The organism is Kribbella sp. CCNWLW201 (assembly GCF_037203805.1).
Lineage (GTDB): Bacteria > Actinomycetota > Actinomycetes > Propionibacteriales > Kribbellaceae > Kribbella.
Genome location: NZ_JBBCBQ010000010.1, coordinates 65,120 through 79,552 on the forward strand (window position 1 = coordinate 65,120; position 14,433 = coordinate 79,552).

Sequence of the window (14,433 nt, forward strand, 5' to 3'; positions counted from 1 at the left end):
ACCGGACTACGAACTCGGCCAGGTCGCCTCCGTGACGTGGCCGCCGTGGACGGCCACGGTCAGCCGGACCGGGCCGTCGGGGCGAACGTAGAGCTGGTAGCTGCCTCGGCGTACCTCGGGGAAGACGGCGGAGTGCAGGATGGTTCCGTCGGCTGCTGGGCGGGGGACGACGGCTACGTGCGGCAAGTGATGGCTGTGGCCGTGACCGTGCCCGTGATGAGTGGTTGGGCGCAGTTCGATCTCCTGGTCCTCGAGTTCGGCCGGGAGGTGGATGACGAGGGCGCCGATTTCACCGCCGATGTCCAGAGGGACTGAGGAACCCTTGCCTGCATGGGGATTCTCGATGCTGGTCATGATGCGGCCGGGGTTCCGGGGGTGGACTGGTAGCCGCCGGCCGGTGTGCCGAGGTAGGGGAACCAGTCGAGGAGTGGCGGGTTCGTGTTCGAGGTGCCGTCGGTGATCGCCGCGGCCGCTGCGTCGGGTTTGTACGACGGGTCGACCAGCGGGATGGTGAGTCCGGCCACCGCTCGCAGTTCGACTGTCACGACGTCGTCGATCAGGCGGCGCCCGTTCGGGAAGCCGGCGGCGTCGCCGGCGACCAGGCCGAGCGGGTTCGGTGAGTCCGCCGGGGGCACTGCCACGTTGAGGCGCAGCATGTCGGCCTGGACCGGGCCGGTGTAGTTCTGGAAGCCGGGTACGACGCCTTTCGGGATGCCGGTCAGCAGGATCGCCGCGAGGTCGGCGCGATCCTTCTTGTACGCCGCCAGGTTCGGGAACACCCCGGGATAGAGCACGGGGAGCAGCCCGGCGAGCTCAGGCTTGGTGACGTACTTCGCGAACCGCTTGTCCTCCGAGGGCGGCCGACTGTTCCACCTGTCCTTGTCGGCCATCGGCACGATGACCTCGTTGAACAACGGGTTTCCCAGTCGGGAGACCTGCTTGTAGGGACCGTGCGAGACGGGGACGCCGAGTTGGTCGTCGAGGATGCGGGACTGCCGCCGGCTGGCCGTGGCGTACACGCCGATGACGGACCTGGCGTCCAGTACGTCGGTCGGTTTGCGGCCGTCACGCGTGAGATCGGTGATCGGGACCTGCAGGGCGATGGTGTGCACGTTCGACCCCTGCAACCCGTTGACGCCGATCGCGGCCGCGGACGGGATCAGGTGTGCCATCTGGAACGGTCGGAGGGTGCCCAGATCGAAGATGCTGCCCAGGTCGGCGAAGAACGCGTCCGCGCGCTGACCGGCGAACACCTTGCGATTGCGGCCGATGGTGTGGATCGCCGTACGCGCCAGCTTGGCGTAGTTCGGCGTACTGCGGACACCGACGTTGACCGGGGGAGCGGCCAGGTCGCGGGCGAGGATGCGGGATCGGCCGCGCTCGACCCTGGTGACCGAATAGACCTGGGGTCGGTTCCAGTTCGGGTCCTTCAGCGAGGTGATCGGGCCGGTGTTGTACAGGAAGGTTCTCTTGTTCCGGATCTGGGCGCGGAAGCGGAACTGGTAGCTGATGTCGGCCTTCCCGGTGCCGCTGTTGGAGATGTGGATCTGGTACAGCACGTCGTCGCCGAATTCGTAGAAGTTCGGGCCGCCGTACGGGTTCTGGAACGGGATGAAGTTGGCGATGATCGTCACGGTGTCCGGCTTGTCCGGGCTGACGAACGCGTACACGTCGGTGTTGTCGGCGACCGGATCCTTCGAGATCTCCGGCGCTTCACGGTGCGAAGACATGGCAGGTCCTTTCGGGTTCAGCCGTTGGTGGCGCCGGCCAGCCGGGCGGCGAGGTCGCGATCGGTGACCAGGACCTCGCGTTCGCCGACCATGATCGCCAGCCGGCCGGATTTCACGTCCTTGACGTGGACGACGAACGACTCCGCGTTCGCCAGGTCCGCGGGCTCCAGAGGCCTCGCGGTGTTGACCGCCTCGGCGGCCTGGTCGTCGAACAGCTTCGGAGCCGCGACGGCCCCGACCGCCGCCGCGGTCCCCGCACCCGCGATCACCAGGAAGCCCCGGCGGGTTGCGTCAGTCATGCCCTTCCCCTCTCCTTCGTCACAGACCTCGGCCGGGCCGGCCGGGTCACAGACGACAATTCGGAGACGGGTCGCCTCCGGATGGGTCAGCGCAGATAGACCTGCACAGAACCTTCACGAGTCGCCCCTCACTCCTGACCAGTTCGACTCCTACGCTCGAACCGTGGCAGTCGATGAAGCGGTCCGCAGGATCCTCGTGGTCGAGGACGAGCCGGTGATCAACCAGGCGGTGACCGACCGCTTGCGTGGATCGGGGTACGACGTCGTCCAGGCCTGGGACGGGCCGGGTGCGGTGGCGAAGTTCGCGGCGACCGCACCGGATCTGGTCCTGCTGGACGTGATGCTTCCCGGGTACGACGGCCACGAGGTGTGCCGGCGGATCCAGGCCGAGCGGCCGGTGCCGGTGCTGATGTTGACCGCCCGCGACGACGAGGCGGACATCCTGGTCGGGCTCGGCGTCGGTGCGGACGACTACCTGACGAAACCGTTCCGGATGCGGGAGTTGGTGGCGCGGGTGGCGGCCTTGCTTCGACGGGTCGACCGGGCCGCTGAGTTGGCCACTCGACCGGCGACCGAGGTGGGCGATCTCCGGATCGACGCAGCCGCTCGCCGAGCATTCGTCGCCGATGCCGAGGTCCACCTGACACCGACCGAGTTCGATCTGCTGCTCTGTCTGGCGGCCAAGCCGGGCGATGTCCTGACCCGGGAGAACCTGTACGCCGAGGTCTGGGGCTGGCCGGGTGCGTCCGGGACTCGCACGGTCGACAGCCACGTGAAGGCGCTGCGCGCCAAGATCGGCGCGGACCGGGTGCGTACGGTGCATGGTGTCGGCTACGCCCTCGAGTCCGGGAGCGTCGCATGAGTAGCCCGATTCTGGACCAGGTCACGTCGGTCAAGGTCAAACTCGGGCTGCTCGTCGCGGTTAGTGTCACCGTGGCCTCGATCGTCGCGGCGGTCGGAGCCGTCGCCGACGTACCGGCCTGGCTCAGCATCCCGGTCACGGTGGGGCTGGCCCTCGGCGTGACCCAACTGCTGGCGGTCGGCATGACCTCACCCCTACGCGAGATGACCGCCGCAGCCCGGGGAATGGCGCGGGGCGATTACTCCGCCCGGGTCACCGCGAGTTCGAGCGACGAGGTGGGTGAGCTGGCCAGGGCCTTCAACCGGATGGCTGAAGACTTGGCTGCCGTGGATCGCCAGCGCCGCGAGTTGGTGGCCAACGTGAGTCACGAACTTCGGACGCCGCTCGCCGCGTTGTGCGCCGTACTCGAGAACCTGGTCGACGGAGTCGCCGAGCCGGATCCCGTGGCTTTGCGTACGGCGCTCGACCAAGCGGAGCGGCTTTCGGCGTTAGCCTCCGACCTGCTCGATCTAGCCCGGGTGGATGCCGGCGCGGCCCGACTGTCCACCACGCAGGTACCCGCTCTGGAGTTGCTTGAGCGTGCCGTGGCCGAAGCGCGCGTGGTCGGTCGTGAGGTGCGATACGACGTACGCGTCACGCCACCGGACCTGACTGTCCCGGCCGATCCGGCGCGGCTCCACCAACTGATCGCCAACCTGCTCGACAACGCCTCTCGGCACAGTCCGGCCGGTGGCGTCGTACAGATCACCGCCGAGGCCACGGGCACCGGGTGGCGGCTGGAGGTCGCCGATGAGGGGCCAGGCGTCCCCGTGGCGGATCGGGACCGCGTCTTCGAGCGGTTCGGGACGTTGACGGAGGCCGAAGGTGGCGGTGGCACCGGTCTCGGTCTGGCGATCGCGCGCTGGGTGACCGATCTCCACGGCGGCAGCATCCACTTCGTCGACCCTGCGGCGGGCAGTACGGGTGCCCGGGTCCGCGTCGACCTACCCCGCGAACCAAGGCAACACACTCACGTCACCAAGAAGGCACAGGAGCCAGTCATGACTACCCCAGCACCTCCTCCAGCACCCCGGACAGCTCCCGCTGTAGCGCGAGTGCCCGAGTCGGGGATGGACATGTTGTTCGGCCGGTTCTGGCCGGAGGCAGGCGTACCTGGCAACGTGCGTGCGGTCCTGTACTGCTTGGGCGTCGGCCTGTTGGCCGGCATCGTGCTGCCGTTCCGCGACCTCGGTCTCGGCACGTTCGTCGTACTGCTGGCGGCCGGGGGAGTGATCCTCGGGTTCAGCGTCAACCGTCGATCCCGCTTCACCTTGGCGTGTGCGGCGTTGTGCGTGCTCTTGGCGGCAACCGTCGTACTGCGGGATGCCGAGTGGATCGTGGTCTTGTGCCTGTTGGCGGGCGGCGCGGTCTGTATGGCGGGGCTGGTGAACGGTCGCACGCTGCCGGCCTTCGTACTGGCCGGGTTGGCTTGGCCGCTCGCCGGGCTGCGGGGCCTTCCGTGGTTGGGTCGTTCGGCGCAGGGCGTCAAGGGACTGCGGACGAGTGCTGCGGCGCTGCGGACGATCGTGTGGTCGTTGCTGGGGGTCTTGGTCTTCGGACTGCTGTTCGCCTCGGCCGATGCGGTCTTCGCGGAGTGGGCGGGCGTCGTCGTACCGGATCTGAAGCTTGACTCGTTCGTCCTGCGGGCGTTCATCACTGTGGCTGTTGGTGGGGTGGTGCTGGCAGCGACGTACCTCGGGTTGAACCCGCCCAACGTCGAGACCCGGGGTGCCGCGGTGCGGCCGGTTGCGCGGCGCTACGAGTGGCTTGTGCCGGTACTGCTCGTGGACGCGGTCTTCCTGGTGTTCCTGGCAGCGCAGGCGACGGCCAACTTCGGCGGGCACGAGTACCTGGAGCGCATCACTGGCCTGACCTACGCGGAGTACGTCCACCAGGGCTTCGGCCAGCTCACTGTGGCCACTGCACTCACTTTGCTCGTGGTGTGGGCAGCTGCTCGCAAGGCACCGCGTGCCACGACCGCAGACGTGGTCTGGCTCCGCGTGTCACTCGGACTGCTCTGCTTGCTGACCCTGGTTGTCGTCGCGTCGGCTCTCTACCGGATGCACGTCTACCAGGAGGCGTACGGCTTCACTCAGCTCCGGCTGCTCGTCGACGTGTTCGAGGGCTGGCTCGGTCTGCTCGTGATCGGAGTGATGGTGGCCGGCGTGACCATGAGGGCTGGCTGGCTGCCCCGGGCCGCGCTGCTCAGCGGCGCCAGCCTGCTGCTCGGGCTGGCAGCGCTCAACCCGGACGCCTGGATCGCCCAGCACAACATCGACCGCTACACCGAGACCGGCAAGGTGGACTGGTACCACCTGCAAGGCCTTTCCGACGACGCCGTACCGGTGCTCGCCACCCTCCCGGACAACGTGGTCTACTGCGCGCTGACCGCTCGTGAGCCCAGTAAGGACGACTGGCTCGAGTGGAACCTGGGCCGCGACCGCGCCAACCCCCTGATCCGCGACCACGCCGACGCCACTCCGGTCAGTTGCAAGAGCGAGCCTGCCGGTTAGCACTCGCTGAGGCAGAGACAAACGCGCGGTTGGCTGCCTACAGTAAAAAGATTCGGAGATGGGGACCGAGCCGTGCAGTCTGCCGCCCGTTTTCACTGCTGCCCCGATGCGCTCGGTGTGATCAGGGAGGGAGCAGGCCATGGTGCGGTTCAGTTACGTCCAGTTGCCCGACTACCCGCTCGCGGACTGTATCGACATGATCAAGACCGCGGACGACTTGGGCTTCTACGCCGCGTACAGCGTCGACGAGACCTGGCACAAGGACATGTGGCTGCTGTTCGCGGCAGCCGCCGACAAGACGAGGAACATCCGCCTCGGACCGAACGTCACGCACGTGATCCTGCGCGAGCCGACCCACATCGTCCAGATGCTGGCCACGCTCGACGAGCTGTCCGGCGGCCGAGCCGAGGCGGTGGTCAGCTTCGGTAACCTCGGCCTGCTCGAGCAGTACCACGTCGACTGGAAGTCGATGAAGCCGTTGTCCCGGGTGCGCGAGGCGATGGAGGTGATGCGCCGCTTCCTCGACGAGGGCGCGATCACCTTCGACGGCGAGTTCTTCAAGTACACCGGGCTGTTCACCTTCGCCCGCCCGGTGCAGGAGAGGATCCCGCTGAAGATGGGCGCGATGGGCGGGCCGCACTCGTTCGAGGTCGCGGGGGAGATTGCCGACGGCATGCACCACGCGTGCGGCTACTCCCGGGAGAACTACGAGTACGTCGCCGAGCACGTCAAGCTCGGCCTGGACAAGGCCGGCCGCAGCCTGGACGACTTCGACCTGGGCGCCTGGGTGGTGTTCGCGGTCTCCGACGACTCCGAGGCGGCCAAGCGGGCCGCACGGATCATGGTCGCCTTCTACATCTCCTCGATGCCGGCCAACCAGCTCGCCCGGCACGGTCTGAACCGCGACGACCTGCAGCCGATCATCGACGCCCTCGGGGCAGGCGAGATCGACCGGGCCATCGAACTCACTTCCCCGGAGATCGCGGCCACCCTGTCCGTGTCCGGTACGCCGGAGGAGTGCGTCGCCAAGCTGAAGACCGACATCCTGCCCACCGGGGTCAACCACATTATCGCCGCGGTCACCGACCCGATGATGGTGAAATCCTTTAGCGGCAAGGAGATCGAGGGTGTCCCGGACGTCCAGGGACAACTACGCCTTATCCACGACAAGGTGATGCCCGAACTCTCATGAGCACTGAGGCTGAGGACCAGCAGCGGGACTTCGTGAAGCAGTGGCGTGACCCGGCGTACAACTGTTTCAGCTCGGGTCACAAGTTCTGCCGCAACGTGTGCCCGGTCATGCAGGTCACGCAGAACGAGAACCACTCGCCCACCGCGTTCCACGCGAACATCGTGGCGATGGAGCAGGGCGCGCTGACGGTGGCCGACGTCGCCGACGACTACGTCCACTGCACCCAGTGCGGCGCCTGCGAGTTGCGTTGCCCAAACACGCTGATGGCCGGCGAGTTCTACCGCGCCCGGACGCGGACGGTCGACGTGGTCAAGGCGATGCGAGCACTGGCCGTTGACTCCGGCATCGAACAGCCGAACTGGAAACGCTGGGTCGAGGCGACCGTGGACCGGAAGAACGAGCCCGTTCTCGACGTACCGGTCGCGCAGGAGAACGTCGCGAAGTGGGCCGACGGACTCGGGCTTGGCGTCGGCGGCGAGACGGTGCTGTTCGTCGACTGCGAGGCAGCGTTCTACCGGACGACGCTGCCTCGCGCCGTCGCCCAGATCCTGTTGAAGGGCGGGGTCGAGTTCGGGCTGATGCGAGAGCAATGGTGCTGCGGTGGACCGGCGGCCGAGATGGGGTATGTGGCTCGGTCGCAGGAGTTCGCCGTACACAATGTTGCCGACTGGCGGAGCATCGGAGCCAGCCGGATCATCACGCTCGATCCGCATGACTACATCACGTTCACGGAGGACTATCCTCGGTTCTTCGGCGACGAGTACGAGTTCGAGATCGTGCACATCACCGAGTTGGTGGCGGAGTTGATCCGGGAGGGGAAACTGTCACTGACGGTGCCGATCGAGCGGGTGGCGACGTACCACGATCCTTGTCGGCTCAATAAGCGCAAGGGGATTCACAAGTCGCCGCGGGAGATCCTGCGCGCGATCCCGGGGCTGGACTTCCGCGACGTCGATCATGTGACGCAGTGGTCGTACTGCTCGGGTGCGGGCGGCGGGCTGAGTATCGAACGACCTGAGATCACGGCGGCCATCAGCACGCAACGGCTCCACCGCGCGGCCGCGTTGGAGGTCGATCTGCTGGTCAGTGCCTGCGTCTGGTCCGAGCGGCCGCTGGCTGCTGCTGGGCAGGCCGTGGACATTGAGGTCCGTGACCTGATGGAGCTGGTGGCCGAGTCCGCCGGTCTCGAGGTGACGGGGGTGACGGCATGACGACGATGGCGATCTCCGATGCGTTGTACGACGAACTGGTCGGGATCCTCGGCGAGGACGGCGTACTGACGGGCAAGTCGGCGCGCTGGAACCGCACGCGGACGCCGGCGCCGTTCCCCGTGCATCGCTGGAAGGAGTACGTGCCTGACGTCGTGGTGTTGCCCCGCACGACCGAGCAGGTCGCCGAGATCGTCCGCCTCGCCAATCGCACCGGTACGGCGGTCGTGCCACGAGCGGCCGGGACCGGTCTGACCGACGGAGCCACCCCGCTGCGGGGCGGGATCCTGCTCGACGTGAAGCGGATGAACGAGATCCGCGAGATCGACCTCCTAGACCGCACGGTCACGGTCCAGCCGGGGATCAACATGCTCAAGCTGAACGAAGTACTCCAGCCGCATGGTGTGATGTATCCGGACAACCCGGCGAGCTACCCGTGCTCAATGGTCGGCGGCCGGATCGGCACCAGCGGCTGGTCGTTGATCGGGGCCCGCTACGGCCACACCCGCGACCTGGTCTGCTCGATGGAGGTCGTGTTGCCGACCGGCGACATCATCCGGGTCGGCGAGGGTGGTGGACGGAAGTTGCGCAAGGCATCGACCGGGTACACGATCAAGCCCCTGTTCTTCGGCCACGAGGGGACGCTCGGAGTCGTCACCGAGGCGACACTCGAGCTGGTGCCGCGGCCGCAGGTGGAGTTCGCCGCGTTCTTCGGGTACCGCGACTATGAAACGGCTTGGCAGAGCACGGGCGCTCTGGCCAAGTCGGGGTTCGCGACCCTCGCCGGGGTGGTGCTGTTCGACGAGTGGAAGCTCGCGTACCTGCGCCGGGACGACGAGGCTTACATCGAGCAGCCCGATTGGCTGCAGAGCGTGGTAGCGGTCGCGATGTACGGCAACGAGGCCGAGGTCGTCCCGGCCGCACGGGAGATCATGCGGATCGGGCGCGAGTCCGGCGGCACCTACCTCGGCGACGAGGTCAGCCAAGGCGACTGGGCCGCCCGCCACGACCGCTACGCGATCCCGCTGCACGGCCGGCTGCGCACCGGCGAAGTCGTGCCGATGTCCTGGCATTGCGAGGACGCCGCCCTCAACTACAGCGTGCTGCCCCGGGTCCGGGAGGAGTGGCACAAAGTCGCCGACCACTACAGCCGGCGGTACGGCGTCTTCGACGACTGGGGGATCTTCGCCTACACCAACGGTGCGTACAAGCCGTGGGGCGACTACCTGGTCGAGATCGACATCGGGATCTGGGAACAGAAACTCGACGACGAGATGTGGGAGGCGTGGCTCAACTGCAAGCGCGAGATCACCGAGGTGACCCTCAAGTACGGCGGCTCGATCAGCGCCTGTCACGGGGCCAGTCGCGAAGGTGATGTCGAGTATGTGCCGGTTGAACTCGGCGGCGCCTTCGACGTGATGAAGAAGATCAAGCGGGCGCTGGATCCCAACAACGTGATGAACCCTGGCAAGTACCTGCTCGACCAGGCCTACGAGGACTTGTGATGTTCGGCTTCCGGCTGTCCGCCCAGAAACCGCCTGACGCGCGGCGAATCACCGACGACGTGGTCATGCGCTTCGACCACGTCTACGAGGTCGACCCCGAAAAGATGGCGATCTTCCCCCAACAAGACTTCCCCGCGTGGGACACCCACCGCATCATCGACAGCCGCTGGGACCACCTGGCCTGGATGCACCAACATTTCGCCGACAAACTCCTAGGCATGCCCGACCTAGGCCTCAACGAAGACGGCACCGAACCTTAGTCTTCCCACACGCCGCTACGCGCGGCTCCTTCGTCGCCGTGCTAGCCGCCGCTCCCGCCCGCCCAGTGGCGCGTGCTGTCGCCCGCTTGGTTGAACGCCTCGTGGGGCCGCCTCGATGTTCGTCGCGAGGCGTCCCCATCAGGCAGATCGACGTACTGAGCAAGCACCTGCGCCGAGTCGTGGAGATCTGCTGGGGCGACTCGATTTTTGGAGCAGGGATCCACGACTCGACGATCGTTGCGTGGCGTGCTCGGGGGCTCGGCTGCGGGGTGGGGTGGTCCGGGTGGTGGGATGAAACGCCGGTGGGGGTGTGGGGTGGGGCTGGGGTTGGCATGGTGGGGTGGGAGATCGTTTTCCGGGCTAGTGGATTCAGCGAGGAGGCAAGGTGTCGAAGCCGCTGAAGGTTGCGGTGCTGGGGTTCTGGCATGTTCATGCGAAGGATTACGCGCGGCAGGCTCAGGCGCATCCTGGGACGGAGCTGGTCGCGGTCTGGGATGACGACGTGGCGCTCGGGCAGGCGGGGGCCGATGAGTTCGGGGTGCCGTTCAGTCAGGATCTCGACGGGGTGCTGGCGGATGTCGACGGGGTCGTGATCACCACGCCGACGAACGAACACCGCGACGTCATGGTCAAGGCGGCGTACGCGGGGAAGCACATCTTCACCGAGAAGTTGCTCGCGCCGACCGTGGCGGAGGCCGAGGAGATCATCGCGGCGGCCGACGCGAACGGGGTCAAGGTGGTGGTCTCGCTGCCGCGGCTCGCGCATGGGTACACGCAAGCGATCAGTGAAGTGATCGCCAGCGGCGAGCTCGGGCAGCTCACGTACGGGCGGGTCCGGTTGTCGCACGACGGGGCCGTGCCGCGAGATGGTGCCGAGGGGTGGTTGCCGCAGCGGTTCTTCGACCAGAAGGCGGCGATCGGTGGAGCGCTGACTGACCTCGGCTGCCATCCGGTCTACCTCGTCCAGTTGTTCCTCGGTACGACGCCCGAGACGGTCAGCGCGACCTATCGGTCCGTCAACGGCCGTGGACTCGAGGACAACGCGGTCGTCACGGTTGGGTACGGCGACGCGAAGATCGGCGTAATCGAGGCGGGTTTCACCAGCCGGAACCCCTTCACGATCGAGATCTTCGGCACCGAGAGCAGCCTGACCTACACCGATGCCGGCAACATCCTGCAGGTCGGCGACCGGCAAGTGCCGGTGCCGGAGCACAACCCAGACCCCTTCGCTCAGTGGGTCGACCACGTCACCAACGGCACCCGGGCCGACGACAACCTGCATCGCGCGGTCGAGCTGACCCGCCTTGTCGTCGCCGCCAACGAGGCTGCCGAACACGGCCGAACCATCTCCTGCGGAGGCTGATATGCCAGCGATCAAGGTCGGGCTGATCGGGGGCGGCGGCATCGCGGGCGCCCACATCCGGGGCTATCGCGCGCACGCCGAGCGGATCGGTATCACCGCCGTCGTGGACGCGGTGGAGGAGACGGCTGTTGCGCGTGGCAATGAGTTGGGTGCCACGCCGTACGTCGATTATCGCCGGATGATCGAGGCCGAGGACATCGACGCGGTCGACATCTGCCTGCCGCACCACCTGCACCGGGACGCGATCGTCGCCGCTGCCGAGGCCGGTAAGCACATCCTCTGCGAGAAGCCGCTCTGTCTGACTGCGGACGAGGCGGCGGATGTGCGGAAGGCGGTCCTGGACAACGGTGTGACGCTGATGTGTGCGCACAACCAGCTGTTCCTGCCGGCCGTGGCCAAGGCGAAGGAACTCCTCGAGGCCGGGACCATCGGCACTGTCTACGAGGTGCGTACGACGGACAGCTTCTACAACGACTTCGACCCGAACAGCATGGGCTGGCGCGCGAGCAGCAAGACGAGTGGTGGGGGCGAGCTGATCGACACCGGGTACCACCCGACGTACCTGATGCTGCACCTGGCCGGCGGCTCACCGGTCGAGGCGACCGCGATGCTGTCCACGCATCGGCTGAAGTTCATGGAAGGCGAGGACTCCGCGCAGGTGCTGATCAGGTTCGACAACGGCGTCGTGGGTCAGATGGTGACCAGTTGGGCCTACCAACCGGCCGCCGCCACCGAACGCTTCTCCGCGGTCGGGGAGCTCGGAGCCCTGCACAGCGACGGCAACTCCGTCACTTACCGGCTCCGCACCGGCGAAATCCAGACCGTGGACCTCGAACCGGTCGACACATTCACCGCCGAAATCGGCCACTTCGCCGACTCCCTGCACGCCAAGACCCGTCCGATCCACACCGAGGAAGAGGGCATCGCCGTACTCGGAATCCTCCTCGCCGCCTACGAAGGCGCCCGCACCAAGACGATCGCCCCGGTCCTGCAGATCCCGTGACCAGCGGCATCTCGTGATCAGCGGCGGTCGGAGTGGCCCAGGTCTCGGTCGGGGGCGATGCGGTCGCGGACCAGTTGCTTGAGGGTCGGGATTTCGGGGAAGCCGTTCTGCGCTTTCCGGGACCAGAGGGTCTCGCCGTCCAGGCGGACTTCGAAGATCCCTCCGGTCCCGGGAATCAGCGCGACCTCGCCGAGGTCGGTGGTGAAGGTGGTCAGCAGTTCCTGCGCGGTCCATGCCGCGCGCAACAACCACCGGCACTGCGTGCAGTACTCGACTTCCAACCGCGGCTCTCTCGTCACGCCGACCAGTATCGCCGCTTGGCCGGCTAGTTCATGACGTCGAGGACCCAGGTCACACCGAAGCGGTCCTTCAGCATGCCGTAGAGCGGGGACCAGGCGGCCGGGGCCAGGTCCTGGATGATGGTCGCGCCGTCGGAGAGGCGGCTCCAGTGCGCGCTGATCTCGTCGGCGTCCTTGCCGCGGACGGAGACGAAGACCGCATTGACGCCTGCATCGTACGGCAGGCTTGACGGTACGTCGTACGCCATCACATGGATGCCGTTGTCGCCCTGGACCTGGCCCCACATGAGCTGGTCGGCCTCGGACGGGTCCTGGACGCTGTGGGCGTCCTGGTAGCTGACCGCGACGAGTTCGCCGCCGAAGACGGATCGGTAGAACTCGAGGGCTGGGCGGGCGTCGCCGCGGAAGTTCAGGTGGGTGGTCGTGGTGATGGACATCGTTCCTCCTCTTTCAGTTGGTGATTCCAGACCGTAGGGAGGATCGCGGCCAGTTCCTGACCGCAATGTCGGGGATCCTGGAGCCATGGCGAACACGAGTTCTCGGACGCTGCGGCTGTTGTCGTTGCTGCAGGCCCGCCGGTACTGGCCGGGGCCGTTGCTGGCCGAGCGGCTGGGTGTGTCGGCGCGGACCTTGCGCCGTGATGTGGACCGGCTGCGCGAGCTCGGGTACCCGGTCGACGCGCACCCGGGAGTCGATGGCGGCTACGCCCTTGCACCGGGTGCCGCGTTGCCGCCGCTGGTGGTCGACGACGACGAGGCGATGGCGCTGGCGGTGGCTGTTCAGTCCCATCTGGCGACCGGGGACGGCGACGAGGCGGGGCTGCGCGCGTTGACGAAGATCATCCAGGTGATGCCGCGTCGGCTACGGGCCCGGCTCAACGCCGTACGATTGTCGACAATCCCATCGTCCTGGAGTCCGGGCGAACCGGTCGACCACTCGGTTCTGTCGACACTTGCTCTGGGGTGCCGTGATTCCGAGCGGATCCGATTCACGTACCGGGCGGCCAACGGGTCGCAGTCGTCCCGGTTGGTCGAGCCCTTCAAACTCGTACCGCTCGGCCGCCGCTGGTACTTCGTTGCCTACGACATCGATCGGCGTGATTGGCGGACCTTCCGGATCGATCGCGTCCTCACCGCAACGGGCGCTGGTACGACGTTCGCCGTACGCAGGCCGCCTTTCGACGACGTCGCGGCGTACGTACGCTCCAAGGTTCGCGGTGGGTCGCCAGGCGGTCGCTACCAGGTTGAGGTGAACGTCGAAGCTTCCGCCGAGACCGTGAGCGGATTTGTTGGGCAGTGGGCAGAGGTGCGAGCGCGCACACCGCAGAGCTGCACCTTGCTGATGGAAACCGACTCACTGGACGGCCCGCTGTTCACCCTCGGGGCGATCGGCGCCGACTTCACCGTCATCACCCCGCCGGAACTCACAACCCTGGCCACCGACTGGGCCGCCCGCTTCTCCCGAGCTGGTGTCAGTCTTTGAAGGAGGCCTCCACGCCGGAGTTGGCCCGGGAGTGTGCGGAGGTGCCGGCGACGATGATGGTCGCGCGTTCCCAGGGGCGGTCGCGTTCGAGAAAGGGGACCTCGGCTGCCATCCAGGTGCGCCAGAAGTCGACGGTCGCCTGCATGTCGCCGTTGACGCCGGACTCGATGTCGCGGGCGATGCCGAGGCGCTCGGCTTCGGCATAGTCGGACTGGACCCAGACGAGGACATCGATCAGGTCCGTGAGTTCACGTCGGCCGGCGCCGACTCCCTCGACGACCACCAGCTCCAGTCCAGCCGGTACGTCGATCGCACCGGGCCGATCGCGCATCATCCACGCGGGTGGGCGATACGACACCGCCTCGCCCCGGCGAAGGGGCTCGAGTACGCCGGTGGCCAGCAACTCGGTCCACTCGAACATGGGGGCGTGCCAGGCCACGTCATCGACGTGAACGACCGCGGACCGCGGCACGGCGCCGGCCAGCCGATCCGCGAACGTCGTCTTCCCGCCACCGCTGCGGCCGTCGACTGCCACGATGTGCGGGCGCTTGCCATCGTCAGCCGGTTGCGGCGCCCGGACCTCCGCGCCGTCGAGGATCTTCCCTGCCAGTTCGGCCGTACTCACCCGATGCCACGGGCCTGCGAGCGGCTCACCTGGCCCGGGCTTCATGATCACGG

Annotated in this window: 15 protein-coding genes; 9 read left to right on the forward strand and 6 right to left on the reverse strand. The window is 67.2% G+C overall.

Translation table 11 applies throughout. The features are described from left to right. Positions 1-6: 6 nt before the first annotated feature. The 3 genes from V9K99_RS32925 to V9K99_RS32935 are packed head-to-tail and all read right to left on the reverse strand — an operon-like array spanning position 7 to position 2,029. Positions 7-354 carry a hypothetical protein gene (locus tag V9K99_RS32925; RefSeq protein ID WP_337323911.1) on the reverse strand — a complete coding sequence of 116 codons (348 nt, stop codon included), beginning with the start codon at positions 352-354 and terminating at the stop codon, positions 7-9. Continuing rightward, entirely contained in the window at positions 351-1,730 is a 1,380-nt protein-coding gene (locus V9K99_RS32930) for a DUF4331 domain-containing protein (protein WP_337323910.1), read from the reverse strand. Before V9K99_RS32930 ends, V9K99_RS32925 begins: the two co-directional genes overlap by 4 nt. Before the next feature lie 17 nt (positions 1,731-1,747). Continuing rightward, positions 1,748-2,029, reverse strand: a complete 282-nt coding sequence (locus V9K99_RS32935) for a hypothetical protein (protein ID WP_337323909.1) — start codon at positions 2,027-2,029, stop codon at positions 1,748-1,750. A gap of 163 nt (positions 2,030-2,192) precedes the next feature. On the opposite strand from V9K99_RS32935, the gene V9K99_RS32940 reads away from it, so the two are divergent. From V9K99_RS32940 to V9K99_RS32975, 8 genes are all read left to right on the forward strand, one after another. Then, positions 2,193-2,891, forward strand: coding sequence for a response regulator transcription factor (locus V9K99_RS32940; protein WP_337323908.1), 699 nt, complete (start codon positions 2,193-2,195; stop codon positions 2,889-2,891). After that, on the forward strand, positions 2,888-5,443 hold the full coding sequence (locus V9K99_RS32945) for a DUF4153 domain-containing protein (protein ID WP_337323907.1): 2,556 nt from the start codon (positions 2,888-2,890) through the stop codon (positions 5,441-5,443). Before V9K99_RS32940 ends, V9K99_RS32945 begins: the two co-directional genes overlap by 4 nt. Positions 5,444-5,582: 139 nt before the next feature. Continuing rightward, entirely contained in the window at positions 5,583-6,635 is a 1,053-nt protein-coding gene (locus tag V9K99_RS32950) for an LLM class flavin-dependent oxidoreductase (protein ID WP_337323906.1), read from the forward strand. Then, on the forward strand, positions 6,632-7,846 hold the full coding sequence (locus V9K99_RS32955) for a (Fe-S)-binding protein (RefSeq protein WP_337323905.1): 1,215 nt from the start codon (positions 6,632-6,634) through the stop codon (positions 7,844-7,846). Before V9K99_RS32950 ends, V9K99_RS32955 begins: the two co-directional genes overlap by 4 nt. Beyond that, positions 7,843-9,348, forward strand: coding sequence for an FAD-binding oxidoreductase (locus V9K99_RS32960; RefSeq protein WP_337323904.1), 1,506 nt, complete (start codon positions 7,843-7,845; stop codon positions 9,346-9,348). Before V9K99_RS32955 ends, V9K99_RS32960 begins: the two co-directional genes overlap by 4 nt. Beyond that, positions 9,348-9,608 (forward strand): hypothetical protein, encoded by a 261-nt coding sequence (locus V9K99_RS32965; RefSeq protein ID WP_337323903.1) that lies wholly within the window; start codon positions 9,348-9,350, stop codon positions 9,606-9,608. The genes V9K99_RS32960 and V9K99_RS32965 overlap by 1 nt, the downstream gene beginning before the upstream one ends. A 385-nt stretch (positions 9,609-9,993) precedes the next feature. Next, positions 9,994-10,971, forward strand: coding sequence for a Gfo/Idh/MocA family protein (locus V9K99_RS32970; RefSeq protein ID WP_337323902.1), 978 nt, complete (start codon positions 9,994-9,996; stop codon positions 10,969-10,971). A gap of 1 nt (position 10,972) precedes the next feature. Then, entirely contained in the window at positions 10,973-11,974 is a 1,002-nt protein-coding gene (locus V9K99_RS32975; RefSeq protein ID WP_337323901.1) for a Gfo/Idh/MocA family protein, read from the forward strand. Positions 11,975-11,991: 17 nt separating this feature from the next. Here the strand turns inward: V9K99_RS32975 and V9K99_RS32980 are convergent, their stop codons facing one another. Then, positions 11,992-12,273, reverse strand: coding sequence for a SelT/SelW/SelH family protein (locus tag V9K99_RS32980; protein WP_337323900.1), 282 nt, complete (start codon positions 12,271-12,273; stop codon positions 11,992-11,994). 26 nt (positions 12,274-12,299) lie between these two features. Further along, complete coding sequence (locus V9K99_RS32985) at positions 12,300-12,710, reverse strand: VOC family protein (protein WP_337323899.1); 411 nt, start codon at positions 12,708-12,710, stop codon at positions 12,300-12,302. Positions 12,711-12,795: 85 nt separating this feature from the next. On the opposite strand from V9K99_RS32985, the gene V9K99_RS32990 reads away from it, so the two are divergent. Then, positions 12,796-13,755 (forward strand): helix-turn-helix transcriptional regulator, encoded by a 960-nt coding sequence (locus V9K99_RS32990; RefSeq protein ID WP_337323898.1) that lies wholly within the window; start codon positions 12,796-12,798, stop codon positions 13,753-13,755. Here V9K99_RS32990 and V9K99_RS32995 read toward each other — a convergent pair. Then, positions 13,745-14,425 carry a uridine kinase family protein gene (locus V9K99_RS32995; RefSeq protein WP_337323968.1) on the reverse strand — a complete coding sequence of 227 codons (681 nt, stop codon included), beginning with the start codon at positions 14,423-14,425 and terminating at the stop codon, positions 13,745-13,747. The genes V9K99_RS32990 and V9K99_RS32995 overlap by 11 nt on opposite strands. Positions 14,426-14,433: the final 8 nt, after the last annotated feature.

What these genes read in the sequence shown, in the direction of transcription:
- V9K99_RS32995 (WP_337323968.1), bottom strand. Translation starts at nt 14,425, where the DNA reads ATGAAGCCCGGGCCAGGTGAGCCGCTCGCAGGCCCGTGGCATCGGGTG.
- V9K99_RS32985 (WP_337323899.1), bottom strand. Translation starts at nt 12,710, where the DNA reads ATGTCCATCACCACGACCACCCACCTGAACTTCCGCGGCGACGCCCGC.
- V9K99_RS32975 (WP_337323901.1), top strand. Translation starts at nt 10,973, where the DNA reads ATGCCAGCGATCAAGGTCGGGCTGATCGGGGGCGGCGGCATCGCGGGC.
- V9K99_RS32925 (WP_337323911.1), bottom strand. Translation starts at nt 354, where the DNA reads ATGACCAGCATCGAGAATCCCCATGCAGGCAAGGGTTCCTCAGTCCCT.
- V9K99_RS32990 (WP_337323898.1), top strand. Translation starts at nt 12,796, where the DNA reads ATGGCGAACACGAGTTCTCGGACGCTGCGGCTGTTGTCGTTGCTGCAG.
- V9K99_RS32930 (WP_337323910.1), bottom strand. Translation starts at nt 1,730, where the DNA reads ATGTCTTCGCACCGTGAAGCGCCGGAGATCTCGAAGGATCCGGTCGCC.
- V9K99_RS32950 (WP_337323906.1), top strand. Translation starts at nt 5,583, where the DNA reads ATGGTGCGGTTCAGTTACGTCCAGTTGCCCGACTACCCGCTCGCGGAC.
- V9K99_RS32945 (WP_337323907.1), top strand. Translation starts at nt 2,888, where the DNA reads ATGAGTAGCCCGATTCTGGACCAGGTCACGTCGGTCAAGGTCAAACTC.
- V9K99_RS32935 (WP_337323909.1), bottom strand. Translation starts at nt 2,029, where the DNA reads ATGACTGACGCAACCCGCCGGGGCTTCCTGGTGATCGCGGGTGCGGGG.
- V9K99_RS32965 (WP_337323903.1), top strand. Translation starts at nt 9,348, where the DNA reads ATGTTCGGCTTCCGGCTGTCCGCCCAGAAACCGCCTGACGCGCGGCGA.
- V9K99_RS32960 (WP_337323904.1), top strand. Translation starts at nt 7,843, where the DNA reads ATGACGACGATGGCGATCTCCGATGCGTTGTACGACGAACTGGTCGGG.
- V9K99_RS32955 (WP_337323905.1), top strand. Translation starts at nt 6,632, where the DNA reads ATGAGCACTGAGGCTGAGGACCAGCAGCGGGACTTCGTGAAGCAGTGG.